Origin of the sequence: Brevibacillus sp. FIR094 (genome assembly GCF_050477165.1) — a bacterium.
GTDB lineage: Bacteria > Bacillota > Bacilli > Brevibacillales > Brevibacillaceae > Brevibacillus.
Genome location: NZ_JBEAES010000028.1, coordinates 41941 through 65651 on the forward strand (window position 1 = coordinate 41941; position 23711 = coordinate 65651).

The 23711-nt window shown below is 49.0% G+C and carries 21 protein-coding genes and 1 riboswitch; of the genes, 11 read left to right on the plus strand and 10 right to left on the minus strand.

What is annotated here, in order from left to right:
- Positions 1 to 67 precede the first annotated feature (67 nt).
- Positions 68 to 436: a DUF2294 domain-containing protein gene (locus ACQ5DJ_RS21945; protein WP_048036120.1), complete on the plus strand. Its 369-nt coding sequence runs from the start codon at positions 68 to 70 to the stop codon at positions 434 to 436.
- 56 nt (positions 437 to 492) lie between these two features.
- Here the strand turns inward: ACQ5DJ_RS21945 and ACQ5DJ_RS21950 are convergent, their stop codons facing one another.
- The 8 genes from ACQ5DJ_RS21950 to ACQ5DJ_RS21985 form a co-directional block, all read right to left on the minus strand.
- On the minus strand, positions 493 to 903 hold the full coding sequence (locus tag ACQ5DJ_RS21950; RefSeq protein ID WP_429844311.1) for a hypothetical protein: 411 nt from the start codon (positions 901 to 903) through the stop codon (positions 493 to 495).
- Between the two features lie 19 nt (positions 904 to 922).
- Positions 923 to 1858, minus strand: a complete 936-nt coding sequence (locus ACQ5DJ_RS21955; protein ID WP_429844312.1) for a glycine betaine ABC transporter substrate-binding protein — start codon at positions 1856 to 1858, stop codon at positions 923 to 925.
- On the minus strand, positions 1855 to 2694 hold the full coding sequence (locus tag ACQ5DJ_RS21960; protein ID WP_429844313.1) for an ABC transporter permease: 840 nt from the start codon (positions 2692 to 2694) through the stop codon (positions 1855 to 1857). The genes ACQ5DJ_RS21955 and ACQ5DJ_RS21960 overlap by 4 nt, the downstream gene beginning before the upstream one ends.
- Positions 2678 to 3904 (minus strand): quaternary amine ABC transporter ATP-binding protein, encoded by a 1227-nt coding sequence (locus ACQ5DJ_RS21965; protein WP_429844314.1) that lies wholly within the window; start codon positions 3902 to 3904, stop codon positions 2678 to 2680. The genes ACQ5DJ_RS21960 and ACQ5DJ_RS21965 overlap by 17 nt, the downstream gene beginning before the upstream one ends.
- Positions 3905 to 4298: 394 nt before the next feature.
- Positions 4299 to 4445: riboswitch (cyclic di-AMP (ydaO/yuaA leader) on the minus strand.
- 752 nt (positions 4446 to 5197) lie between these two features.
- Entirely contained in the window at positions 5198 to 5398 is a 201-nt protein-coding gene (locus ACQ5DJ_RS21970; protein ID WP_429844315.1) for a copper ion binding protein, read from the minus strand.
- A 64-nt stretch (positions 5399 to 5462) separates the two neighbouring features.
- A complete protein-coding gene (locus ACQ5DJ_RS21975; protein ID WP_429844316.1) occupies positions 5463 to 7883 on the minus strand; it encodes a heavy metal translocating P-type ATPase in 2421 nt (806 codons plus the stop codon).
- 642 nt (positions 7884 to 8525) lie between these two features.
- Positions 8526 to 9452 carry a pseudouridine-5'-phosphate glycosidase gene (locus ACQ5DJ_RS21980; RefSeq protein WP_017247167.1) on the minus strand — a complete coding sequence of 309 codons (927 nt, stop codon included), beginning with the start codon at positions 9450 to 9452 and terminating at the stop codon, positions 8526 to 8528.
- A gap of 3 nt (positions 9453 to 9455) precedes the next feature.
- Positions 9456 to 10556: a carbohydrate kinase gene (locus tag ACQ5DJ_RS21985; RefSeq protein WP_376898797.1), complete on the minus strand. Its 1101-nt coding sequence runs from the start codon at positions 10554 to 10556 to the stop codon at positions 9456 to 9458.
- Positions 10557 to 10743: 187 nt separating this feature from the next.
- Here ACQ5DJ_RS21985 and ACQ5DJ_RS21990 point away from each other — a divergent pair, with 187 nt between their 5' ends.
- From ACQ5DJ_RS21990 to ACQ5DJ_RS22025, 8 genes are all read left to right on the plus strand, one after another.
- Positions 10744 to 11190 carry a MarR family winged helix-turn-helix transcriptional regulator gene (locus ACQ5DJ_RS21990; RefSeq protein ID WP_429844317.1) on the plus strand — a complete coding sequence of 149 codons (447 nt, stop codon included), beginning with the start codon at positions 10744 to 10746 and terminating at the stop codon, positions 11188 to 11190.
- A 132-nt stretch (positions 11191 to 11322) separates the two neighbouring features.
- On the plus strand, positions 11323 to 11949 hold the full coding sequence (locus ACQ5DJ_RS21995) for an FMN-dependent NADH-azoreductase (protein ID WP_429844318.1): 627 nt from the start codon (positions 11323 to 11325) through the stop codon (positions 11947 to 11949).
- A 75-nt stretch (positions 11950 to 12024) separates the two neighbouring features.
- Complete coding sequence (locus ACQ5DJ_RS22000; RefSeq protein WP_429844319.1) at positions 12025 to 12411, plus strand: DoxX family protein; 387 nt, start codon at positions 12025 to 12027, stop codon at positions 12409 to 12411.
- Positions 12412 to 12465: 54 nt separating this feature from the next.
- Positions 12466 to 13239 carry a pirin family protein gene (locus ACQ5DJ_RS22005; RefSeq protein ID WP_429844320.1) on the plus strand — a complete coding sequence of 258 codons (774 nt, stop codon included), beginning with the start codon at positions 12466 to 12468 and terminating at the stop codon, positions 13237 to 13239.
- A 192-nt stretch (positions 13240 to 13431) separates the two neighbouring features.
- Positions 13432 to 14058, plus strand: a complete 627-nt coding sequence (locus tag ACQ5DJ_RS22010; protein ID WP_429844321.1) for an FMN-dependent NADH-azoreductase — start codon at positions 13432 to 13434, stop codon at positions 14056 to 14058.
- Between the two features lie 58 nt (positions 14059 to 14116).
- Positions 14117 to 14743 carry an FMN-dependent NADH-azoreductase gene (locus tag ACQ5DJ_RS22015; protein ID WP_429844322.1) on the plus strand — a complete coding sequence of 209 codons (627 nt, stop codon included), beginning with the start codon at positions 14117 to 14119 and terminating at the stop codon, positions 14741 to 14743.
- A 156-nt stretch (positions 14744 to 14899) separates the two neighbouring features.
- The gene (locus ACQ5DJ_RS22020) at positions 14900 to 16234 is read left to right on the plus strand and encodes a cytochrome ubiquinol oxidase subunit I (protein ID WP_376898943.1); all 1335 of its coding nucleotides are present in this window, start codon (positions 14900 to 14902) and stop codon (positions 16232 to 16234) included.
- Positions 16231 to 17262, plus strand: coding sequence for a cytochrome d ubiquinol oxidase subunit II (locus tag ACQ5DJ_RS22025; RefSeq protein WP_429844323.1), 1032 nt, complete (start codon positions 16231 to 16233; stop codon positions 17260 to 17262). The genes ACQ5DJ_RS22020 and ACQ5DJ_RS22025 overlap by 4 nt, the downstream gene beginning before the upstream one ends.
- A 264-nt stretch (positions 17263 to 17526) precedes the next feature.
- Here the strand turns inward: ACQ5DJ_RS22025 and ACQ5DJ_RS22030 are convergent, their stop codons facing one another.
- A complete protein-coding gene (locus tag ACQ5DJ_RS22030) occupies positions 17527 to 19038 on the minus strand; it encodes an acetyl-CoA hydrolase/transferase family protein (protein ID WP_429844333.1) in 1512 nt (503 codons plus the stop codon).
- 141 nt (positions 19039 to 19179) lie between these two features.
- Entirely contained in the window at positions 19180 to 19851 is a 672-nt protein-coding gene (locus tag ACQ5DJ_RS22035; RefSeq protein WP_429844324.1) for a LytTR family DNA-binding domain-containing protein, read from the minus strand.
- 188 nt (positions 19852 to 20039) lie between these two features.
- On the opposite strand from ACQ5DJ_RS22035, the gene ACQ5DJ_RS22040 reads away from it, so the two are divergent.
- Entirely contained in the window at positions 20040 to 22064 is a 2025-nt protein-coding gene (locus ACQ5DJ_RS22040) for a sigma-54 interaction domain-containing protein (protein WP_429844325.1), read from the plus strand.
- Positions 22065 to 22243: 179 nt separating this feature from the next.
- On the plus strand, positions 22244 to 23653 hold the full coding sequence (locus tag ACQ5DJ_RS22045; protein ID WP_392429674.1) for a YfcC family protein: 1410 nt from the start codon (positions 22244 to 22246) through the stop codon (positions 23651 to 23653).
- Positions 23654 to 23711 lie beyond the last annotated feature (58 nt).

The window sequence follows — 23711 nt, forward strand, 5'->3', positions numbered from 1 at the left end:
TAGGTTGACAGCCCCAAGACGGCTGAGTAATATTAGGCACAATGATAAATTATGGGAGGTATGGCGTTTGGCCATCTCTAACAAAAAAAAGCTGGAAGCAGAAATCAGCGAAGCATTCATAAAATTTCAACGCGATCTGATTGGACGAGGTCCACAGGAAGCGAAGACCTACATTGTCGGTGATATGGTCATCGTCAGGTTCAAAGGTGTTCTCACCGTCGAAGAAAAGCATCTGTCCAGTCACGATAAAGGCCGCCGCATCGTCAAAGAAATGCGCGAGGTTCTCCGTGAGATGTACAGCGAAGAATCGGAAGAAATCGTAGAAAAGCTGACAAGCTGCAAGGTACTATCGAGTCATAGTGACATCAGTACGAAAATGGGTGAACGGATCGAGGTTTATGTATTGGACAAGGACCTCGAAAAAATGTTGGGCTAATTTTACGAAGCACGGCTCCGCCTTCATTTGCAGGCGGAGCCTTTTCTATTCCTCTCTTACCCACTCATCTGTTCAGCCAACCAGCCGTAGCCTTTATACCCGGGCTGGCTCACGATAACGTGATTTGCCCCGAGCGCCTTGTATAGCATCGCGTTCCGATGCTCCTGCGTCATCACAAAAATCCGGCAGGTGCCCAGCTGCTTGAACAAGGTAACGAAGTCGCGCCCCTCCGCCCACTCATCGGGAAAAATGTAGACAGAATAGTAGAGTAGCAAGGATTCCTGATCGCGGTAGCATTCGTCAAATGAGATGGGCAAAAAACGCTGAATCGTCTTGTCTCCAGGCCCCGCTGTCAATGAAAAGGCACCGGGATTCCTTCCCCAAAAAGCAGGCAAACTGTCACAGCATAGTGTCTGGATAAAAGAAGTGAAAGCTTCCCCCTTGCCCATTACGAGATAATGCTTCATAGCACCGCCTCCCTTTCCCTTATTGGAGATCCTCAATGGACGAGATGTTCATGTACGAAGGAACCACGAGTCCGATTTTGGTTCCTTCGAGATTCGGACCCAAATCCTCGATTTGCCCACCAAATTTTTTCAAATAACTCGTATCTGTAGACGGCAGCCAAGCCGCAACCATCCCATCTACATCCCCAATGGCCACACCTGCCCACATCGGTCCAGTCTGGACCTGACTCAATTCGACTTCATACCCCAGCTTCTGCTCCAGCACATGCTCTACGACGTGCGAGCTGGCAATCTCGGAATCCCATGCTACATAAGCGAGCGTCAGCTTCTCTTTTTGGACAGGCTGTATGCCCTCCACCCATTTCGCTACTTTGGCTTCGTTGTTTTTTACCCATTCCGCAGCGGCCACTTCCGGATCTTTTCCGTCAATCATTTGGACCATGACTGACTCCATATCGGCTGGCTCCCACGAGAACTTATCCAGAAACTGATAGGCAGCAGGCTGATCCTCTTTCAGCCCTTTGCGCACGATGGTATGGATTTGTTCCGCTCCACCAAAGCCATTCTTCGGGTCCGCCAAATATTTCAGATCCATCTTTTTAAACATCCAATGCGGCGTCCAGCCCGTAATGATAATCGGTTCCTTGGCTTCGTACGCCTTGATCAAAGCTGCTGTCATCGCTGCATCGGAGCCTTCGACAAGCTGCCATTTATCCAAGCCATACAGGTTCATGACTTCCTCTGTCTTCACCATCGAGCCTGCTCCTGCGTCGATTCCGATGATTTTGTAGTCGAGCTTTTCTCCTAGCGCGTTGTCCGACATCTCAGAAGGAATAGGATCGATCACCGTTGCTGTCGGTACTTGTGTGTTTGTGTTTTGACTGGAGCAGCCTGCAAGCCAAGCTGTCGCTCCCATCATCACTGCCAGTAAAGCCGGAACCGTTTTGTTCATCATGTATTTCTCTCCTTTTTTCCTGCATGTTGAGTAAGTCGATCCAAGACGATAGCGATAATCACGATGGATAGCCCCGCCTCGAATCCTCTTCCTATATCCACTTGCGAAACGGCGCGATATACATCTGCACCCAAGCCTTTCGCCCCGATCATAGCCGCTATGACCACCATCGACAGGGCGAGCATGATGCACTGATTGACTCCCGCCAAGATCGTCGATTTCGCATACGGCAGTTGCACTTTCACAAGCTTTTGCCAGCCAGTTGCTCCAAAGGCGTCCGCTGCTTCCTCCATTTCCGCTGGGACCTGGCGTATACCTAAGTTCGTGAGACGCACGATTGGCGGCAAAGCAAAAATAACGGAGGCAATCACTCCCGGCACCTCGCCCAAGCCGAAGAAAAAGATCGCGGGAATCAAGTAAACGAACGCTGGCATTGTCTGCATCAAATCGAGTACTGGCGTGACCAGATTGCGAAACGTATCGTGTCTCGCGCAAAGAATGCCAACTGGAATCCCGATAGCGATCGAAATAATCGTGGAAGTGAGGACGAGTCCCAATGTCTCCATCGTTTCATCCCAGTACCCCAAGTTGTGAATGAAAGAAAGTCCGATAACCGTAAAGACCATGGACGCTCTCCCTGCAAAAACCCACGTAGCGGCCCCCAGCAGCAAGATAAGAATCAGCGAAGGTATCTCTGCCAAAACCGTGGAACAGTATGTCACCATCGTGGAAATGACGATAGACACTGGATCAAACAATACCCCCTTGTACTGGCCCAGCACCTCCACGAAGCCTTCCATCCATTGGCCAATCGGCAGCTTAGGCACGACGTCCATCACTCATCACCTCTGCTCTCTGGTGTTCTTGGACATTGACTTTGCCTACTAGCCCGCCTAGCACCGCTCCTTTTACGATGACACCCAGCAAACGCTGTTGCTCGCCCACTACCGCAATCGGAACGTGCAGGTCTGCCATCATCGGGAACAAACTGTGCAGACGTGCGTCAGGTGAAACAGTAGGGAGGTCGGTTTTCATAATCGTCTCCAGTGAATCTCCCGTACTGATCGCGAGTGATACGTCATACGCCGTAATCAAGCCGAGCAGTGTGCGCTTTTTGTCCACGACGTACAAGCTCGACACGCCGTTATCCATCATGAGTTGCAGCGCCACTCGCGCCCCTTTGTCAGGTGTGATTGCTTCTGCCCGTTTCATCACATTTTCAGCAACGAGCACCCTGGACAGGTCGGCATCCTCGACGAACTTCCGTACGAATTCATCCGCTGGGTCTGCCATGATTTCTTCTGGGCGACCGATCTGAATGATTTGCCCGTCTTTCATAAAGGCAATCCGATCTCCCAGCCGCAACGCCTCGTGCAAGTCATGCGTAATGAATAGGATCGTCTTTTTCATCGTCATCTGAAGCTCCAGCAGCTCATCCTGCATATCTTTTCGAATGAGCGGGTCCAGTGCACTGAACGCTTCGTCCATCAAGAGAATATCTGGATTATTAGCCAACGCCCGCGCCAATCCGACCCGCTGGCGCATCCCTCCGCTCAATTGATCCGGGTACGCATTTTCCCACTCGGTTAATCCAACGAGCGCGAGCGCTTCCCGTGCTTTTTCTAACCGGAGCTCTGGTGGTACTTGTTGAATCTCCAAACCGAACTCGACGTTTTCTCGTACCGTCCGCTGCGGAAACAGGGCGAAATTTTGGAAAACCATCCCGAGCTTCTTCCTCCGTACCTCGCGCAAAGCCGATGCCTTCATGTCCACGATCTCTTCCCCATCGATCTCGATGCTTCCGCTCGTTGGGTCAATCAGTCGATTACACAGTCGGATTAAGGTTGATTTGCCGCTGCCGGACAGGCCCATGATGACGAAGATTTCACCTTCCTCGACTTCAAAACTGACCTGATTAACCCCGATAGACTGGCCCGTTTGCTTGTAAATTTGTTCTTTTGTACGTCCTTCCGCCAGCAGCTTCAAGGCCAGCTCGGGCTGCTTGCCGAACACTTTTGTCAGTTGATGGACTTTCATTTTGGGCATGGTATCCCTCATCCTTCGTTTTTTCGTAAATGTAAAAAGCCCGCGAAATTTCCACACTTCAGCAAAACCAAGCAGGCACGCTTGATTTTTACTCGTGTTGAAAATCCGCAGGCTTACGTAATACCTGGCGTCCCTTTTCAGGACTCCCTGTACTCTGTCTTCCTGATTTCGATTGTCAGCGGTTTATGTCGTACCAACTGCCTCCCAGCGATCACACGTTGTTCGATAACGTCTGTATAGCGTAAGCTGCTCATCGGTATTTCCATAAAAAAATAGGCCGATCCATTCTTTTTCTCCAGAACAAAGGTCCCAAAGAAAAAGCCTGCATCGGCCTATCACACGCCCGCAAGGAATCCCCTTGTTGCGTATTATATGCCTAGACTTTATCCATCCATGACCTTCCCTGCTTTGGCCGACGAGGTTAGCTGACGGGTAGGATGGCAGAGAAGACATTTCCTCATCCCTCCTGATCACTCAGGATTAACCCCAAAAGATTGGTTCCCCCGCTTCCGAGAATCTCGGAACTAGGCCGTATGTGTTGTTTCTTGTTTGAGCTTGATTGTGATTTGAATTATACGCTCGCTTCCAGTTATTGTGAACGTTCGTTTAGCACGGTTTTAACCGGACTTTGTCTTTCTTTATGAATCGGATTGGATTAGCTCTCGGTTGCTCATTCGATTAAAGGATTAGTGCGTTATTCTCGCTCGCTGGTGGGGTGGGGAGGAAACAGGAGAAAACACTCAGATTCTTGGAACACCTGCGAGGGAGCATGAGGTGCCCGGCTCCGTGAAAAAAAGCGAAACCGCGTCCAAAGTTGACTGTTCAGGATGCGTCTCAGAGGTGAACGCTAACGGCAGTTTCTCTTTTTTTCACTACGCCTCGGTAGGTGTGTCCAAAGATCTTCGCTTATTTCTCCTGTTTCCTCTACGAGCTGTTGAGTTTCTACATGCTTTTTAAAAGACAGCTTGAATGCTGCTTTCAAGATGTAGTAAAAAGCTGCTTGGGAAGAAGAACATTTCCAGTCCTAGCGCCTCTGGAGCCCTACCAAGCGGAGAAATGAATGGCGGGGGTTTTAAGCTTTTATCACATACAAAATCGTTGTAACGTTTTCAGTTTTGAAGCGCTCCCGACATTCATTTCGGAGCGGACAATTTAACCCCATGCGGGGCGTAGGCCGAAGCGTAGACTGGAAATGGGCTTCTTCCTCTCCACCACAGCTATTCCTACCACAATAGTAAAAAGCTCCCGCCTCAACGAATCAGGCAGGAGCTTTCACTTGTACTGGTTCGTTGATTAAACGACGTCGTAGCCTTGATCTTCGATTGCTTCTTTTACTGCATCAAGAGTCAAGTTGGTCTCGTTGTAGGAAACCTCAACCTTCTTTTCAGACAGGTTTACTTTGCCTTCTGCACCCAGTTCTTTCAATGTGTTCTCGATGCGCGCTACGCATTTGTTGCAAGACATACCTTCTACGTTCAATGTAATATTTGTCATGATCAATCTCTCCTTATATTTTATGTTGTATAGGTAAGGCGGACATAGCCGCTTGTTACTGTTGTTACAGCTTCACTCGTTGCAATCTCAGTGCGTTGAGTACAACGGATACGGAGCTGAAGGCCATTGCGGCACCGGCAAGCCATGGAGCGAGGAGGCCGATTGCGGCAATCGGGATGCCCAAGGTGTTGTAGGCCAATGCCCAGAACAGGTTTTGCTTGATGTTGCGGATGGTGAGTTTGCTCATCTCGATGGCGTCTGCGACACTGGTCAGTTCGCCGCGCATCAGGGTAATATCGGCTGCTTCCATAGCCACATCTGTACCTGTACCGATTGCCATACCAACGTCAGCGGTAGCGAGTGCGGGAGCATCGTTGATACCATCGCCGACCATCGCGACTTTTTTGCCTTGTTCTTGCAGTTTTTTCACTTCTGCGGCTTTGCCTTCAGGCAGGACTTCTGCGATGACGTGATCGATTCCTGCTTCATGGGCAATGGCCTCAGCAGTTTGACGGTTGTCACCGGTCATCATGATCACAGTTAATCCCATTGCTTTCATGCGTTGAACAGCTTGCTTGGAGGTTGGCTTGATCGTATCCGCTACGGCAATCAAGCCAGCGAGCTTGCCTTCGACGACTGCGAGCATCGCCGTTTTACCGGAGCGCTCCAGTGCCAGCATGGTATCAGACACTGCTTGGTACGAAATTTGATGTTTTTCCAGCAATCGGCGGGTACCGACGAGTACTTCTTTGCCAGCGACGGTTGCCTGGATACCGAAACCAGGAATGGCTTCAAATGAACCTGTATCAGACAAGGTGATTCCTTTATCTGTAATTCCGCGAACGATGGCTTGAGCCAATGGGTGCTCGGAGTTTTTCTCAGCGGCACCGACCAGAGAGAGTAGCTCTTGTTCTTCGATATCCATGGCAATGACGTCTGTCAGCTCTGGCTCGCCTTTGGTTACAGTCCCTGTTTTATCGAGGACGATCGTATCCAGATGGTGAGCAGTCTCCAGATGCTCCCCGCCTTTGAACAGGATGCCCAACTCAGCTGCGCGTCCAGACCCTGCCATGATCGAGGTCGGTGTTGCCAAACCGAGGGCGCACGGGCAAGCGATTACGAGTACAGCAATTGCTTTCTCCAAAGCTTCACCGAAGTTGCCAGGTATAACGAAGAAGTACCAGATCAGGAAGGTAAGAATGGCAATCCCTACTACGATTGGGACAAAAATCCCCGAGATGCTGTCAGCTACGCGCTGAATCGGTGCTTTTGTTCCTTGTGCTTCTTCCACTACTTTAATGATTTGCGCCAGAGCCGTTTCTTTTCCGACTTTGGTTGCCTGGACCTTCAAAAAGCCGTTTTTGTTCAAAGTGGCGCCGATGACGGTATCGCCTGCGGCTTTATCCACCGGAATACTTTCGCCAGTCAGCATGGACTCATCAACTGCGGACTGTCCTTCCATGACGATGCCATCGACAGGTACTTTGTCGCCCGGTTTCACGTGAACGACGTCGCCCAGTCTCACTTCTTCTACAGGAATGGTCATTTCGACGCCATCCCGTATGACTACTGCTGTTTTTGCTTGCAAGCCCATCAGCTTGCGAATCGCTTCCGAAGAGCGTCCCTTTGCTTTCATCTCAAACAGTTTACCCAAGACGATCAACGTGATCAGTACCGCACTGGTCTCAAAGTATAGCTCCAGCATGTGTCCGCCATGAGCACCGATGGAGTTGATCGCGACCCATAAACTGTAGAAATAAGCAGCTGAGGTACCGAGAGCAACCAGCACATCCATGTTAGCACTCTTGTTGCGAAGGGCTTTGAAAGCTCCCACGTAAAACTGTGCTCCGATGATAAATTGTACCGGTGTTGCTAATGCGAGCTGTACCCACGGATTCATCAAGATTTCAGGCAACCAGATAAACGAGGTGAAGGAAAAGTGGCTCACCATCGACCATAGCAGTGGGAGCGACAGAATCGCGGAAATCCAGAACTTGCGGGTCTGCCGTTTGATTTCTTCCTGACGACGATCTACTTTTTCTTCTTCTCTTCCTTCTTCCTTGCGAGTCGCCTGATACCCTAGCTTTTCTACCTTTTGAATGATGTCCGTCACACTTACCTGTGATGAATCGTACTCGACAGTGGCTGTTTCCATCGCCAGGTTCACGTTTGCCTTCAGAACCCCAGCTGTTTTGTTCAAGCCTTTTTCGATCCGTGTGGAGCAAGCCGCACATGTCATTCCCGAGATGTTTAGCTCCACCTTGTCAGTGACGACGCCATAGCCGAGCGATTCAATTTTGGAGCGGATGTCATCGATGTTCGTTTTCGTTGGATCGAACACGACTGTGGATTTTTCCAAAGCCAGATTGACGTTGGCGGTCTCCACTCCCTCCATTTTTCCCAGGCCCTTTTCGATGCGCAGTGCACAAGCTGCGCAAGTCATCCCTGAGATTGCGACTGTTGCCTCTGCTGTTTTGGCACTCATTTTAATCCCTCCAAATACCCTTTAGGGGTATATTTTATCGTATCGTTTCCCTTACGTTGTTTCCTGTTCACACCTTTACTATACAATACCCCCTCAGGGTATATCAAGCACTTTTTTTCAATTTTTTTCTAAATGGGCTTCAAGTGTTGAAAACACAGGGAGAAAGGATGGGTGGTCCTCTAGCCTTGGTGCCGGACGAAGCCCTGCCACATGTTTTCCAGTCGCCTTTTTCCTCACTTCGTTCGGGCGGTCTCCTTCCAAACATATGGCAGTATTTCTTAACAGCGAAGTTTTCGCCGTGTTTTAACGATGTTTTGCGGGTTAATACGGAGAAGATTTACAACCCAAGATATTTTTTTGAGTAGTCCTTTGAGGGAGTCTTCTAAATAATCCTCTTGAGCCCGACCCAGCTTTGGAATAAATGGCGGGGGTTTTCAGCTTCAACCTCTGCGAATACATCCTCGAAACTCTACTTTTGAAGCGCTCCCGACACTTATTCCAAAGCGGACAGTTTAACCCCCTTTTGGGGCGTAGGCCGAAGCGTAGACGGAAATGCGCTTCTTCCTCCTCCACTACAGCCACTCATAACATGAAAAAAGCCCCCAGTATAACCAGGAGCAAAGGGGCGATCTTCGCGTTCTCTTATTTACCTTGATTCGCTTCTTTCTGATAAGCTACCGCGATTTTCGCAGCTACTTCAGCATTGTGTTTCACCAGCGCGATGTTCGTTGCCAAGCTCTTGCCTTCTGTCAGCTTTTTCACTTTATCGAGCATGAATGGCGTTACCTGTTTACCTGCAATGTTGTTTTCTTTTGCTTCTGCGAGGGCTTTTTGGATCACTGCCTCGATTTCCTGGTGGTTCAGTGCATCAGATTCTGGTACTGGGTTCGCGATAATCATACCGCCTTTGAGTCCCAGATCCCATTTGGTGTTCATCATCTTACCAACTTCTTCTGGTGTATCGATGCGCATGTCTACACCAAATCCGCTTTCGCGAGCGAAGAAGGATGGGAATTCATCCGTGCGGTAGCCCACAACTGGTACACCTTGCGTTTCCAAATATTCGAGTGTGCGGCCGATATCGAGGATCGATTTCGCACCTGCGCATACTACAGCTACATCTGTTTGCGCCAGCTCAGTCAGGTCAGCAGATACGTCCCAAGTAATTTCGCCTTCACGGTGTACCCCGCCGATACCGCCAGTTGCAAACATGTGGATGCCAGCCATCTCAGCTGCGATCATAGTAGCAGCTACTGTCGTCGCACCGATTTTACCGCTAGCCAAAATGTAAGCGAAGTCGCGACGGCTTACTTTTGCTACATTTTTGTTCGTCGCAAACTCTTCCAGCTCGCTGTCAGTCAAACCGATTTTAATTTTGCCGTCCATGATCCCGATCGTAGCTGGTACGGCACCGTTGTCGCGAATGATTTGCTCTACTTCTTTTGCCATTTCAATGTTTTGCGGATATGGCATACCGTGTGAAATAATCGTCGTCTCCAGAGCAACTACCGGCAGGTTGTTCTCCAGTGCGTGGCGTACTTCCTCAGTAAAAGTCAAATATTGTTTCATCTCTTATCGCTCCTTTTCGAATTGTTCTACGGCCAGTTCCAATTGTTCTGCTTTTAATAGAGGAGATACGGACTGCTCTGTTTGCAATGTCAGAGCGGATGCTGCCAATCCAAGGCGGCACGCTCTCTGGAAAGACTCTCCGTTTACAATGCCATACAAGAGTCCCGACGCGAACGCATCTCCCGCACCTGTTACATCTACCACTTCCGTTGGATATGGAGACATATGCTCCTCAACGTCCTCGGATTGATAGTAAATGCCTTCTTCGCCCAAGGTCACGATAACGTGCTTGACGCCTCGTTCCCTAATCTTGCGGCAAGCCTCGGCGCATTCTTCGATCGTCGTGATCTTCATGCCAGCCATCAGCTCAGCTTCTTCGCGATTCGGCAAAATCGCTTCTACTCCGTCCAATTGCTGTGGGAGCTTCTTAGCTTTAATGGAAGAGACCGGGTCAACGAAGAGCAGGATGTTTTCCTCCCGACAACGTTCGATGATGTAGGCCAAGCAGTCCGCCGGAATGTTTGTATCGATGAAAACCACGTGGGCTGCTGCAATGTGGGACCATTTCTCAGCGAACATCTCTGGTGTAAGAGCATCGTAAATATCCATGTTCGCCAAGGAAACAACCATCTCGCCATCAATATCGAGAAGCGCGGTATACGTTCCCGTCCGCTGTGTAGGCAGTCGCCACACTTGGCTGATGTGCACCCCGTGCTTTTTCGTCTCCTGCAGGAGCCAGTCGCCTTCCTTGTCCTCACCAATGCTGGTGATGAGTGACGTATTGCAGCCAAGACGACCGAGGTTCTCCGCGATATTCCGTGCCACCCCTCCACACGATTCCATAATCGTTACTGGATTGGATGAGTGTAGACGCACCTGTTGCTTGCCGCGTGCTTTGCGGTCCAGGTTGGCTCCACCGATACAAGCAATCATTCCTTCATCACGAAGTACATAAGCCCGTCCTTTGATTTCCCCGCGTTTGGTCAACTGTGCGATGTAGCCAGCTACCGCTGAACGTGAGATGCCAATCAGATCAGCCAGCTCCTGTTGCGTGATAAAAGGATTTTGCCGGATATGATGAAGGATCTGCATGTCTTTTTCCACGGTCATCCTCCTTTCTTCTGTTTCGCTTTCACAGCTCGTTTACAAACAAAAGTTTATCATGAAGACAACTGTTTGTACAGGCGTGTTTTTCATTTTATTTTTTATCTCAATTTGACAAATTTGAATACGAGATGTAGGATTATCTTAAATTAGAGATATCGAGATTTCGATGAAAAGGAGGGTCCATATGCCTGACAAACCACTGCGAAATGATCCCCTCGATCTTTTTGTAGTTTTATCGAGGTCATACAACTGGGTTACCGCTCACTCCAATCGTCACATTCGCGAGCATGGACTTAATCCAACTGAATTCGGGGTACTAGAGGTATTATTTCATAAAGGTCCTCAACCATTGCAGCAAATTGGCGAAAAAATATTGATCTCCAGCGGAAACATCACATACGTTGTGGACAAACTCGAAAAGAAGCAACTGCTCATTCGTAAGCCCTGTTCGGCAGACCGCCGCGTCATTTATGCGGAGCTCACGGAAAAAGGGCACCAATTTTTGTCCGAAATCTTCCCTCCTCATCAACTCGCAATTGAGAAAGCGATGGAAGGTCTCACACCAGAAGAACAGCGTCAAGCAATCGAGCTGCTAAAAAAGTTGGGACGCACTGCTCAGGCTTCTTATTAGATGAGCAGTCCCCTCTCTCCACCACAATTTTAAAAAAGTGTTGACAAAAGATCTTAAACGTAATAATCTTAAAATCAAGATTTACACATTAAAAGTTAGTGACTTACTAAACGGAAGGGGAATAAAATTTCCATGAGTAAAGTACTTTTTATTAAAGCAAACGATCGCCCAGTTGAGCAGGCTACAAGTGTAAAGTTGTACGAAGCTTTCACCAAAACATACAGAGAAACACATCCAAATGATGAAATCGCAGAATTGGATCTGTTCGCAGCTAACCTCCCTTACTATGGCAATGACTTGCTGACTGCTATGTGGAAAGCAGGAAACGGTATCGAACTGACTGCTGAAGAGCAAAAAGGTGCTGACCTGGTAAACAAATACCTGAACCAATTTGCTGATGCTGACAAAGTAGTAATCGCATTCCCTATGTGGAACTTCACGGTTCCAGCAGTTCTGCACACGTATGTAGACTACCTCTCCCAAGCAGGTAAAACATTCAAATACACTGCTGAAGGTCTAGTTGGTCTGATGGGCGACAAAAAAGTAGCTCTGTTGAGCGCACGTGGTGGCGTATATTCCGAAGGCCCTATGGCTGAAATGGAACTGGCTAACAAATACATGCGCACTGTTCTGGGCTTCTGGGGCATCAGCAATGTAACGGAAGTGATCGTAGAAGGTCACAACCAATTCCAAGACAAAGCAGCTGAGATTGTTGCAGCTGGTGTAGAAAAAGCAGTAAAACTGGCGGAATCCTTCTAAGGCCCGCCAGCCTTTTTGGACAAATATCTCAAAATAAAGATATACTAATTAAAAACAATTAAGGAGAGATGAAAAGTGTTGGATACTGGATTGTTATTGATTCGTTTGGTCATCGGTTTGACGTTTGCAGGGCATGGTGCGCAGAAGCTGTTTGGCTGGTTTGGCGGTTATGGTTTGAAAGGAACAGGCGGCTGGCTGGAGTCCATCGGCGTGAAGCCTGGCGTAGCGATGGCCTTTGTCGCTGGATTGTCTGAACTCGTTGGCGGTCTGATGTTTGCAGCAGGTGTAGGTATCTGGCCAAGTGCTATTTTGCTCGCTTTCACAATGCTGGTTGCCATTCTGAAGGTACACGGTCAAAATGGATATTGGGTCACACAAAACGGATTCGAATACAACCTGACGTTAATCGCAGTTGTTATTGGTGTGGCGTTGATCGGTCCAGGCGCATACGTTTTGCTTTAATGGTGACTCCTCACAACCCGTAAGCCAGCAATCGTACTAAGGGAGGAACATCTGATGGAAATCCGCGTCTACACACAGAACGAGCAAGCAAAAGGACATTTTGGCGACGGTGAAATCGTAGAGAATAAACCAATTGGCTTCCCTCATGAAGGCTCCGTTGTCAAACGGGTAGGACCGCTTTTTTACTGGGCATGGGCAAAATCACTGAAGACATTTGAAATTCCGCTGCACCCTCACTCCGGCTTTGAAATCTTGTCGTATGTCCTCACAGGGACAGTCGGACATCGTGACACGCTCGGGAATCTTCAAGAGGTGTCGACAGGCGGCGCGCAGATCATGCAAACCGGGTCGGGCGCGTACCATGCAGAAGAACTTGGCAAGGATACGGAAATGTTTCAAATCTGGTTTGAACCGCATCTCGCACAAACGACGAAGCAACCTCCGACTTACCATCAGTATGATCATGAGGAGTTTCCGTCTGGGGATGTCGATGGTGTGCAAGTGAAACACATCATCGGATCGTCTGCGCCCATTCAGTTGGTTACAGATTCCTTGATGAGCGACATCACGATTCCCGCTGGAAAATCGTATGCAAAAGAACTCCCCGCTGGTTACGCTCACGCAGTCGTCATAGTGGAAGGGAACGGAAGCGTTGCAGAGAATGCAACTGTCAACGAGAACCAAACCCCAGCAACCAAAGGTGACTTTGTCGTTCTTTCCTCCGAGGAAGGCAACACAGCCATCTACCAAGCATCAACAGATGCTCCACTCCGCCTGGTGTTGATTCAAGTACCAACTGAGGTTGATTATCCACTCTATCGTAAATAATCAATTCTTCCAACGTCCTTATTCTATCATCAAGCCCGACCGTCACATTTTTGTGACGGTCTTTTTCGTATGCACTGCTCCGGCTAGTTAAAAAATATTGACAAATGATCTGATACGTAATAACCTTAAAAACAAATATTATATTAATAAAAGTTAGTAACTAACAAAATAATATTGGAGATGAGTATTTTTATGAGTAACGTCCTTTTTATCAAGGCGAATAATCGCCCGGTTGAGCAAGCTATCAGTTTGCAGCTGTACGAAGCTTTTGTGAAAACGTACAGAGAAACTCATCCGAATGACGAAATCACTGAGTTGGACCTGTTTGCTGAAAATCTCCCATACTACGGAAATGAATTGATCACAGCTATGGGGAAAGCAGGCAAAGGTATCGAAATGACTGCGGAAGAGCAAAAAGATGCTGACTTCGTTAACAAATACTTGAACCAGTTTGAACAAGCAGACAAAGTGGTTATGGCATTTCCGTTGTGGAATCTCACAATTCCTGCCGTTCTGCAAACTTACTTTGCTTACCTCACGCAAGCAGGCAGAGCGTTCAAGTACACTTCGGAAGGCTCAGTTGGTCTGATGGGTGACAAAAAAGTGGCTCTCTTAAGCGCACGCGGTGGCGTTTATTCCAATGGCCCTTTGGCTGACATGGAGATGGCAAACAAATATGTACGCACCCTTTTGAACTACTGGGGTATCAGCGATATAACGGAAGTGATCGTAGAAGGCCATCACCAATTCTCAGACAAAGCAACTGAGCTTGTTGCAGCTGGGGTAGAAAAAGCAGCAAAACTGGCGGAATCCTTCTAAGGACCGTCGCGTCATTGATGCAAAGCTGACAGACAAAAATAGAGAGGATGAAATTTTCATGAGTAACGTACTTTTTATCAAAGCAAATGATCGTCCTGTTGAGCAGGCTATAAGTGTTCAGCTTTACGAAGCTTTTATTAAAACCTACAGACAAACGCATCCAAATGACACAATTACTGAGTTGGATCTGTTCGCGGAAAACCTTCCTTACTATGGAAATAACTTGATCACTGTTATGTTGAATGCAGGCAAAGGTATGGAAATGACTGCGGAAGAGCAAAAAGATGCCGACTTCATTAGCAAATACTTGAACCAGTTTATAGAAGCAGACAAAATTGTTATCGCTTTCCCATTGTGGAACCTCACAATTCCTGCTGTTCTGCAAACCTACATTGCTTACCTTTCCCAACCAGGTAAAATGTTCAAGTACACTCCAAAAGGATCAGTTGGTCTAATGGGTGACAAAAAAGTGGCTCTCTTAAGCGCACGCGGTGGCGTTTATTCCGAAGGCCCTTTGGTTGACATGGAAATGGCAAACAAATACGTTCGCGCCATGTTAGGCATGTGGGGTATCAGCAATATAACGGAAGTAATCGTAGAAGGCCACCACCAATTCCCGGACAAAGCAGCTGAGCTGGCTGCAGCTGGTGTAGAAAAAGCAGTGAAACTGGCGGAATCCTTCTAAGGCCCGCCAGCCTTGGATACTGGTCATCCTCGACCGTCACATTTTTGTGACGGTCTTTTTCGTATAAACTCCGGCTCCTCATGGGACATTAACGAGGAAATCGTTAACAATTTTTGGTGCCGATCAGAAAGGAAGTTGAACGTGGAAGATATCGTGATGACCAGAGCCATATTCGGGACGACTATGGCCTTTCACATTATTTTTGCGACCTTGGGCGTTGGTCTCCCGCTCATGATCTTGCTGGTGGAGCTCCTCTTTTGGCGGACGCGTGACCGCGATTACGAGATAATGGCCAAGCGCTGGACAAAAGCTCAGGCGATCTTGCTCGGTGTCGCAATCCCGTCTGGAACGATTGCTGGGGTCCAGCTTTCCCTGTTATGGCCTGGTTTCATGGAGATTGTCGGCAAGGTGATCTCGCTGCCTTTTCAGATCGAAATATTCGCTTTCTTCGTGGAAGCCTTATTTATGTCCATCTACGTCTACGCGGCTCACCGCCTATCCCGCAATATGCGTTTGTTGAGTTTGTTCATGGTTTTGCTTGGTGCGACGGCCTCCGCGATCCTGATTACGAACGTCCACGCCTTTGAAGGCACGCCAACTGGGTTCCGGATGGTCGATGGGCAGATTGTCGACGTGGACCCGTGGAAAGCTTTTTTCAATCCCAGCTTTATCGTGACGGCAGGTCATGTAACTGTATCTGCTTATATGACGGGAGCATTCATCGTCGCTGGAGTAGCAGCGTGGAAAATGCTGCGCGCCCAAAAAGGCAGTCGGGTTTATTTGTATCATCAAAAGGCACTCTTGGCCGGTTTGATTGTGGGTGGCACCTTTTCCCTTTTAACCGCCTTGAACGGTCATGAATCCGCACAGCTTTTGCATGAATACCAGCCGGAAAAGCTGGCAGCTGCGGAAGGACTGTTTGAAACACAAGCATACGCCCCACTCGCGATTGGCGGCTTTACCGATCCCGAGACGAAAGAAGTCAAATACGCCATCGAGATTCCATGGGCGCTCAGCTTCCTTGCAGCCAATCGCTTTGACGAAGTCGTGGTCGGTCTGGACGATTTTCCGCAGGAGCTGTGGCCTCCACTCTACGTCCATACGCTTTTTAACGGGATGGTCATCATCGGCAGCTTGTTGATCTTCGTTGGTTTCATTGGCTTCGCTTGGAAGAAGCTCCTGAAACGCTCTCAGTTTCCCCGTTGGGTACTCTGGGTATTTGTCGCGAGTGGACCGCTCGCCTTGTTAGGCATTGAATTCGGCTGGATTTTTGCCTGCACAGGACGCCAGCCATGGGTGGTTTATCGTGTGATGAAAACAGTAGATGCCGCTACCCAAGCAGCAGGCATCTCTACCTTGTTCTGGATTTTCCTCTCGGTGTACGTATTTTTCGCGATCGTCACCCTGCTCGTATTCCGTAGCTATTTTGGCCGCCATCCCTTGGAGCTCGATCCGCCAGAACAGCCGAAAGTGGACGGAGGAACGGCATGACCGACACGATTATTGCCATTACGCTGCTCTGGATTTTCGTCGTCATCTATTCCGTCGCGGCCTCCTTCGACTTCGGTGCTGGTTTTTGGTCGATGATCTATTTGAATCGGGAAAAAACCAAAGCCACTCAAATCGCCAATCGCTACCTCTCGCCCTCCTGGGAGGTCGTAAATGTCTTTATCGTGTTAATTGTGGTCGCGCTCGTTACCTTTTTTCCTGGCGCGACCTACACATTGGGGAGCCTGCTGCTGGTTCCCGGATGTCTCGTGGTGTTATTGATGCTGATTCGCAGTACGTTCATGGTGTTCTCTCATCTGATTTACAAGTATGACAAGATGCTCAGCATCGTCTCCGGCGTTACCGGGATACTGGTGCCGGCTCTGTTAATCAGCGTGCTTCCTGTGACACAAGGCGGGTTGTCTCAAACGATAAATGGTGTGGAGTATCTCGATTGGGGACTGTTTTTGACCAGCCCGCACGTCTATTCTTTCATTGGTCTTGCTGTCAGCAGTACGCTCTTTCTCTCGTCGCTGCTTCTCGCGGACTATTCCTTTGTCGCAGGTGAAAAGAAAGCCTTCTCCGTCTACCGCCGGGATGCGGTGTTTCTGGGGCCTATTACTTTGCTTGCAGCATTGGTTACCGTGCTCACGATGCAACTGGAGGCAAAATGGCTGTATGACCGTATTCTCGACTATTTGCCGTGGCTTATTGCATCGGCGGTATGCTTTTTCATTAGTTATATCGCTCTCTTGCTGCCCCACGACCGTCGTTACTTCGGCATCCATCTTCCGCGGATTGCGGTCATTGTCGCCACAACGCAATACCTGCTCGCCAGCTATGCGTATGGTGCAGCGCGCCTCCCCTACATCGTCTATCCCCAAGTGACGATTGAGTCCAGCTTTACACATCCGGATACGTTCCACGCTCTGTTCATTTGTTATATGGTCGGCTTTGCGATTCTCGTACCCGGTTTTATTTATTTCTGGCGTCTGTTCATGAAGGACGAGCAGTATGTACGGCAAAAATAGCAATTTCGCTATATGCAAAAGTAAAGAGGTTTCGCCGTATTAGGGCGAAGCCTCTTTTTTGTTCGGTCAGAAGCACGATCAACGTATAGGTGACCCTCAGTATGAACACCTCGGTCTTTCAGCTAGAGCTGGCGCTGGGTGCAGGACTTGGTGGAGTGATCGTAGACCATGTAGGTATTGTTCACATCAAGTAAAAACGTAAACGAGAAAAACCCGCCAAGGCTTCAATGCCCGAGCGGGTTTGTTTTTTCATCATTCAATCGCCTAAACCAACGCTGGCTTTTTCGCAAGCATCGTGCCTTCCTGCGCGTAACGTACGTGCCAGGAGAATGCCTTTTCCAGTACATGCGGGGTGTGTCCGCCGCGTGTGAGTGCTTCCTCGTAGTACGCCATCAATTGATCGCGATACATCGGATGCGCACAGTTCTCGATAATTTTGATGGCTCTTTGACGCGGAGCCAAGCCTCTCAGGTCAGCCAAGCCTTGCTCGGTGACGATAATATCTACATCGTGCTCGGTATGATCCACATGGGAGGCAAACGGAACGATGCTCGAAATGTTTCCGCCTTTGGCTATCGACTTGGTTACGAAAATGCCCAAACGTGCGTTGCGAGCAAAATCACCAGAGCCGCCGATACCGTTCATCATTCGCGTACCCGATACATTGGTCGAGTTGACGTTGCCGTAGATGTCCGCTTCAATCGCGGTATTGATCGCAATCAGACCGAGGCGGCGAATCAGCTCTGGATGGTTCGTAATTTCTTGGGGACGCAACAGCAGCTTGTCACGGTATTGGGCAAAATTTTCGGTGACATGCTTCATCTTTTCAGCCGTCAGTGTGATCGAACAGCCTGAGGCAAACGAAATTTTACCTGCATCAAGCAAATCAAACACGGCATCCTGCAACACTTCCGAGAAGACAGTCAGATCCGTGAATTCCGAATCCAAAAACCCGTTGAAAACCGCATTCGCTACCGATCCGATTCCCGATTGCAATGGCGCGAGGTTGTTCGGCAAGCGTCCCTCTTTTACCTCCTGACGCAAAAACTCGATCAGATGTGCCGCAATCTGCGCCGTTTCTTCGTCCGGTTCCACAATCGTCGAGGGAGAATCCAACTGATTCGTCAGAACGATCCCTTTTACTTTATCCGGATCGACGGGAATCCCAGCTGTGCCCATTCGTTGATCCACGGACGTGAGCGGAATCGGTTCACGCTCTCCTTGTTTCGCTGGTGTATAAATATCATGGATGCCTTCCAACTCCACCGATTGAGCCATATTCATCTCAATGATGACATGCTTGGCATTTTCCACGAAAATATTGGAGTTCCCCACGGACGTAGCCGGGATGATCATACCCTCTTCTGTAATTGCAACCGCTTCCACAATTGCGAAATCGATTGCGTCAATCGCTCCCTGGCGAATCGCTTCGGCTGTATGCGACAGATGCTGATCAACGAACATCATGCTGCCGTCGTTGATTTTTTTGCGCATAACCGGATCTGCTTGAAAAGGCAATCGCTTGTTGATGATCCCCGCTTCCGCCATCACGGCATCTACATCGGAGCCGAGTGAAGCTCCCGTATATACGTTTACGCCAAAAGGCTTGTTCTCTTTTTTCGCCAACTCAGCCAATGCGAGCGGCACGACCTTGGCATCACCAGCACGCGTGAAACCACTTAACCCGATCGTCATGCCATCCTCAATCCATCCTGCTGCTACCTCAGCTGTCACGATTTTATCTGCCAGTCGTTTATCGCGTAAGCGCTCCCACATCATTGTGACCCCCCATGCCATCTTTATTGCCCTTACACTAGCACATGGATTCTGAGCGGGCACTCGATTTTCAACAAAACAGAATATTTACGCGGCAATCAAGAAAAAACGACAGCGAACCATTCTCATTTGTCAGATATTTCAGAAGCCGAGCAATTGGCGAAATGAGCTGGCGTACGACTGACTCACAGGAACTCTCGTCTTTTGCTTGTCCTTCATCTCCAACAAAAACGTCGAATGAAAATGCGGGTGAATAAAGCCGATCGATTCCATATTGACGAAATACGACCGATGACAGCGCACAAATTGCTCTTGCGGGAGCAAGTAGTCCAGTTCAGCCATATTGTATTTGTTCGAATAGGATCCACTAGCCGTATGCAAAAGCGTTTTTCCTTCATGAGAGCTGATATAGACGATCTCCGTTAACGGAATGGGCAGCCAGCCGTCCTCCCCTTTTCCGACCAAAAACGAGAGACGCGGCTCCGGATTCATGAGCGGAACGTTTTGAGGTGGATAGATGGCGGTAATACAGCCCATGATCTGACCATTTCGCACTAATGGAAGCGAGAGTCCGTAGTACGGCACGCCAAAAATACGACTTTCCACCTGATGCCCTACTTTTCCCATTTCCATGAGCGCTTGATGTGTAGCCGAGCCTGTGGGAACGAGATCCCCTGGCGTAATTTTCAAGTCAATATTGGAACTCGGCTGATAGTACAAGTATTGTGAGCCGTCCGAGATCGCAATCGATACCCCGTCTGGCACGACTTCCCCAATCATTTGCAGCACCTCTGGAACCAATCTGTCCTCCATGCTGATTCCTCCTGCTCTTGTTATTGCTTTTCGATCTTCTCTACCTTCTATTAAAACACATTTCCCTGCCCGCAAATCAATCCTTGTCTTTCCTCTCTATACAAGCGAATCCATCCGATGACAGCTAGGCATTGTGCTATCATGAGATTACAAAACATTCACGATTGTTTGAGCAAAGGCGGTGCAGCATGGACCACACCATTGTCTTGATTGCAAAAGGAACGGACACTCTCGAATTTTTGTTAAAAGAACTGCGGGCTTATTTCGAGCCGTATTGCAAAGTCATCGGTTATGCCAGCCATGAGCACATTCCCGATTTGAGCGGAGTCGATCATGTCTTTATCACAACCAAATCCCCTGAGCTATACACAGTTGCCCGTCAAGCTGTTGCTGACTCCGTACCCATCACGGTTTTAAACCGTTTTTTCGAGTTACGCAAAATGAAAGCGCTGATGCAGATTCCTCCGGGGACGACCGTCCCTGTCATGAACAATTCGCCAGTTTCCGCACAGGAGGTCATCCAAAACTTATTAGAGGCGAACGTCGATCATTTAAATTACGTTCCCTTTCACCCGGGCTGTACATTTGATGATCTCGAATTTCAATACGCCATCATCATGAGCGTTCCTGACGTACCTCTTCCTCCACATGTGGAGGTGATCGATCTCGGTTTTCGCAAAGTCAGCATTCATGACCTGATTGATACCGGTCGCAAGGTAGGCGTTCCCAGTGAATGGGAGCGTGAGTATTTGTCTGCCTTCATCGTAGAAATGTCTGAGCTCGCGAAAATGCTCGGCACCTCCTACGCAGAAGTACAGAAGCTACACAGCCAGCTGCAATCTACCTTTCAGGCAGTCAAAGACCCCGTGATCGCCTGTAACGAACAAGGTTTGATCACGTTTATTAACGACGTCGCCGTTGAGCTGTTTTGTCCACAGGCATCCTCTATTGTTGGACAGCCGTACACAGTGTTGAAGGAGCACAGCTTGCTGCAGCCCTTTTTTGAGCAGGAAGATCAGGAGGACGCCCTCGTAACCATTGATCACAAACAATTTATCGTCAGCAGTCAAAGCATCCGCCGCAGGCATGAGCATTTAGGCTTCGTTTGTACGCTAAAAGACGTGACCGAAATCCAACGCTTGCGAACCACGCTTACGTTGCGCGGTCATACAGCGACCTACTCCTTTTCCGATATCAAAGGACAAAGCCAACCGCTGCTCCAAGTCATCGAGCTCGGCAAAAAGATGGCAAAAAACAATCAAACGATCCTACTGACAGGCGAAAACGGGACGGGAAAAGAGCTGTTCGCCCACGCCATTCATCAGCACTCCCTACGCAAAAACGGCCCCTTTGTCGCAATCAACTGTGCCTCCTTGCCGGAAAACCTGCTGGAGAGCGAGTTGTTCGGTTACGAAGACGGTGCATTTACAGGAGCACGAAAAGGCGGAAAGCCCGGCCTGTTTGAGCAAGCGGACGGTGGGACGATTTTTCTCGATGAAGTGGGGGACATTTCTGGGGCCATTCAGGTCAAGCTCCTTCGCGTGCTGCAAGAAAAGCAGGTCATCCGTGTAGGCGGCACGGGAATTCTTTCAGTGGATTGCCGTATCATCGCTGCTACCAATCGTGATTTGGAAGACGCTGTTTCCCAAGGAAGCTTTCGCGAGGATTTGTTCTATCGTCTGGCTGTCCTGCCGATCCAGATTCCGGCTTTGCGCGAGCGAATCAGCGATATTCCCCTTCTCATCGATGAGCATCTGGAACAGCAAGGCATTCGCAAAACATGGTCGCCAGAAGTAATGGAGCTATTCTATCGCCATGATTGGCGGGGGAACATTCGTGAACTGAAAAATGTCGTCGACTATGCCATTACGGTAAGCGAGCATCCTGTCATTGGCATTCAGGATCTCCCCAAGCGATTGACGGATAGCCTGTTCCAAAAGCAGCAGACGGCTACTATCCCCCAATTGGACGACAACCGCGACCTAGATATTTTGTATTGCTTGCATCATTATTACGTATCCAACAAACCAGTCGGGCGTTATCAATTGGCGCACTCCCCTGAACTACAATCTGTAGGCTGGACGGAGAGCGCACTGCGTCACAAGTTGAAACTGCTGGAGCAGCAAGGTTTAGTGCGTTCAGGAACGACCCGCCAAGGAACCTCCATCACCCCCGCGGGCATTGAATTGTTGCGAAAACACGGGCGGATTTAGCTTCCGCCCAATGAATAATAGGATGCATTAGGCTGTATAAAACCTAATAAACATTCCTAAATCACATTGTATTCCCTTACCTTACCTATGAAAACCCACTGAAAACGCTTATATTCGGGAAATTTCGACACTTGGCACGACCCTTGCTTGTCATAAGCAAAAAAAAGCGAGGTGACCTCATGTCTACACATCCATTGAAACCTGCAAAGAAACGTTTTTCTGTACCGCATACCTATGCCATCCTCTTTATCATCATCATTTTGGCAGCCCTAGCTTCCTACGTACTCCCGGCTGGTGAGTTCGATCGAGTCAAGGACGTTGCCTCAGGCAAAACCGTCGTCGTCAACGGCAGCTACCATCCTGTAGAAAGTGATCCGGTCTCGTTCTTCGACATGTTCAAAGCGATTCCAGAAGGGATGCAAAAAGGCGCGCAAATTATTTTCTACATCTTTATTGTAAGCGGTGTATTCGGAATCATCCGCCAGACTGGAGCGATTGAAGCCGGGATCAATAAAGGTGTCCGACACTTGGAGGGTCGGGAAAAGCTGCTCATTCCTGCTTCCATGTTCCTCTTCTCCATCGGTGGCTTCACCATGGGAATGGCCGAAGAAAGCATCATCTTCGTTCCAATCGGTATCGCGCTGGCTCGTGCAATGGGCTTCGATGCCGTAACAGGTACGGCCATGATCACCATGGGGGCGGCGGCTGGCTTCATGGGCGGGATGATCAATCCATTTACGGTTGGGGTGGCGCAGTCGCTCGCGCAATTGCCGCTCTTCTCTGGTCTTACCTTCCGTGCTGTTGTGTATGTCTTCGTTCTCGCTTTTGCCATCTGGTACGTCATGCGCTATGCGTATCGTGTCAAAGCAGACCCGACCAAGAGTGTGCTTTATGGCGTAGAAAATCACGCCAGTCAAGAACAGGCAACCGTAGACATCCCCGATCTGAATGCACGCCACAAGCTCGTGTTCCTGGTAATGGTCTGTGGTCTCGCCTTCAACGTATACGGTGTATTCAAGTACGAATGGTTCCTGACAGAGCTTACCGCTTCCTTCCTGATCATGGGCCTGGTTGCTGGTCTCGTCGGAGGTTTGTCGGTCAATACGCTGTTTGATTCCTTCGTCGCTGGTGCGCGAGCTGTTACGTTTGGCGCGCTGATCGTCGGTTTTGCCCGCGCGATCACGGTCGTCTTGGAAGACGGAAAAATTATCGATACGATGATTAACAGTCTGACTTCGGCGATTGGTCATTTGCCAGATGCCGTAAACGTGCTGGCTATGTTTGTAATTCAAGCCTTTCTCAATCTCTTTATCTCTTCTGGTAGTGGACAGGCAGCGACAACCATGCCGATCATGGTGCCGATTGCGGATCTGCTCGGCATCCAACGTCAGATAGCGGTTCTTGCCTTCCAATATGGTGATGCGGTAACCAACTCCATTATCCCGACTTCTTCTGCGTTGATGGGCTATCTGGCAGTTGCAGGCATTCCGTATGAGAAATGGGTTAAATTCATTTGGAAGCTTCTTCTCGGCTGGGCAGTGATCGCCTCGATCGCGCTCATAGTAGCAGTGACAATCGGCGTTTCGTAACCAATGAGCTTTTCACAAAACTGGCTGCGTCAAGTAGATTGGCGTAGCCTTCGCTTCA

Coding starts and splice junctions, on each gene's coding strand:
- ACQ5DJ_RS21990 (WP_429844317.1), top strand. CDS start 10,744: ATGCCTGACAAACCACTGCGAAATGATCCCCTCGATCTTTTTGTAGTT.
- ACQ5DJ_RS22020 (WP_376898943.1), top strand. CDS start 14,900: ATGACCAGAGCCATATTCGGGACGACTATGGCCTTTCACATTATTTTT.
- ACQ5DJ_RS21955 (WP_429844312.1), bottom strand. CDS start 1,858: ATGATGAACAAAACGGTTCCGGCTTTACTGGCAGTGATGATGGGAGCG.
- ACQ5DJ_RS22015 (WP_429844322.1), top strand. CDS start 14,117: ATGAGTAACGTACTTTTTATCAAAGCAAATGATCGTCCTGTTGAGCAG.
- ACQ5DJ_RS21980 (WP_017247167.1), bottom strand. CDS start 9,452: ATGAAACAATATTTGACTTTTACTGAGGAAGTACGCCACGCACTGGAG.
- ACQ5DJ_RS21970 (WP_429844315.1), bottom strand. CDS start 5,398: ATGACAAATATTACATTGAACGTAGAAGGTATGTCTTGCAACAAATGC.
- ACQ5DJ_RS21995 (WP_429844318.1), top strand. CDS start 11,323: ATGAGTAAAGTACTTTTTATTAAAGCAAACGATCGCCCAGTTGAGCAG.
- ACQ5DJ_RS22045 (WP_392429674.1), top strand. CDS start 22,244: ATGTCTACACATCCATTGAAACCTGCAAAGAAACGTTTTTCTGTACCG.
- ACQ5DJ_RS22030 (WP_429844333.1), bottom strand. CDS start 19,038: ATGTGGGAGCGCTTACGCGATAAACGACTGGCAGATAAAATCGTGACA.
- ACQ5DJ_RS21975 (WP_429844316.1), bottom strand. CDS start 7,883: ATGAGTGCCAAAACAGCAGAGGCAACAGTCGCAATCTCAGGGATGACT.
- ACQ5DJ_RS22005 (WP_429844320.1), top strand. CDS start 12,466: ATGGAAATCCGCGTCTACACACAGAACGAGCAAGCAAAAGGACATTTT.
- ACQ5DJ_RS22040 (WP_429844325.1), top strand. CDS start 20,040: ATGGACCACACCATTGTCTTGATTGCAAAAGGAACGGACACTCTCGAA.
- ACQ5DJ_RS22035 (WP_429844324.1), bottom strand. CDS start 19,851: ATGGAGGACAGATTGGTTCCAGAGGTGCTGCAAATGATTGGGGAAGTC.
- ACQ5DJ_RS22025 (WP_429844323.1), top strand. CDS start 16,231: ATGACCGACACGATTATTGCCATTACGCTGCTCTGGATTTTCGTCGTC.
- ACQ5DJ_RS21960 (WP_429844313.1), bottom strand. CDS start 2,694: ATGGACGTCGTGCCTAAGCTGCCGATTGGCCAATGGATGGAAGGCTTC.
- ACQ5DJ_RS21950 (WP_429844311.1), bottom strand. CDS start 903: ATGAAGCATTATCTCGTAATGGGCAAGGGGGAAGCTTTCACTTCTTTT.
- ACQ5DJ_RS21965 (WP_429844314.1), bottom strand. CDS start 3,904: ATGCCCAAAATGAAAGTCCATCAACTGACAAAAGTGTTCGGCAAGCAG.
- ACQ5DJ_RS22010 (WP_429844321.1), top strand. CDS start 13,432: ATGAGTAACGTCCTTTTTATCAAGGCGAATAATCGCCCGGTTGAGCAA.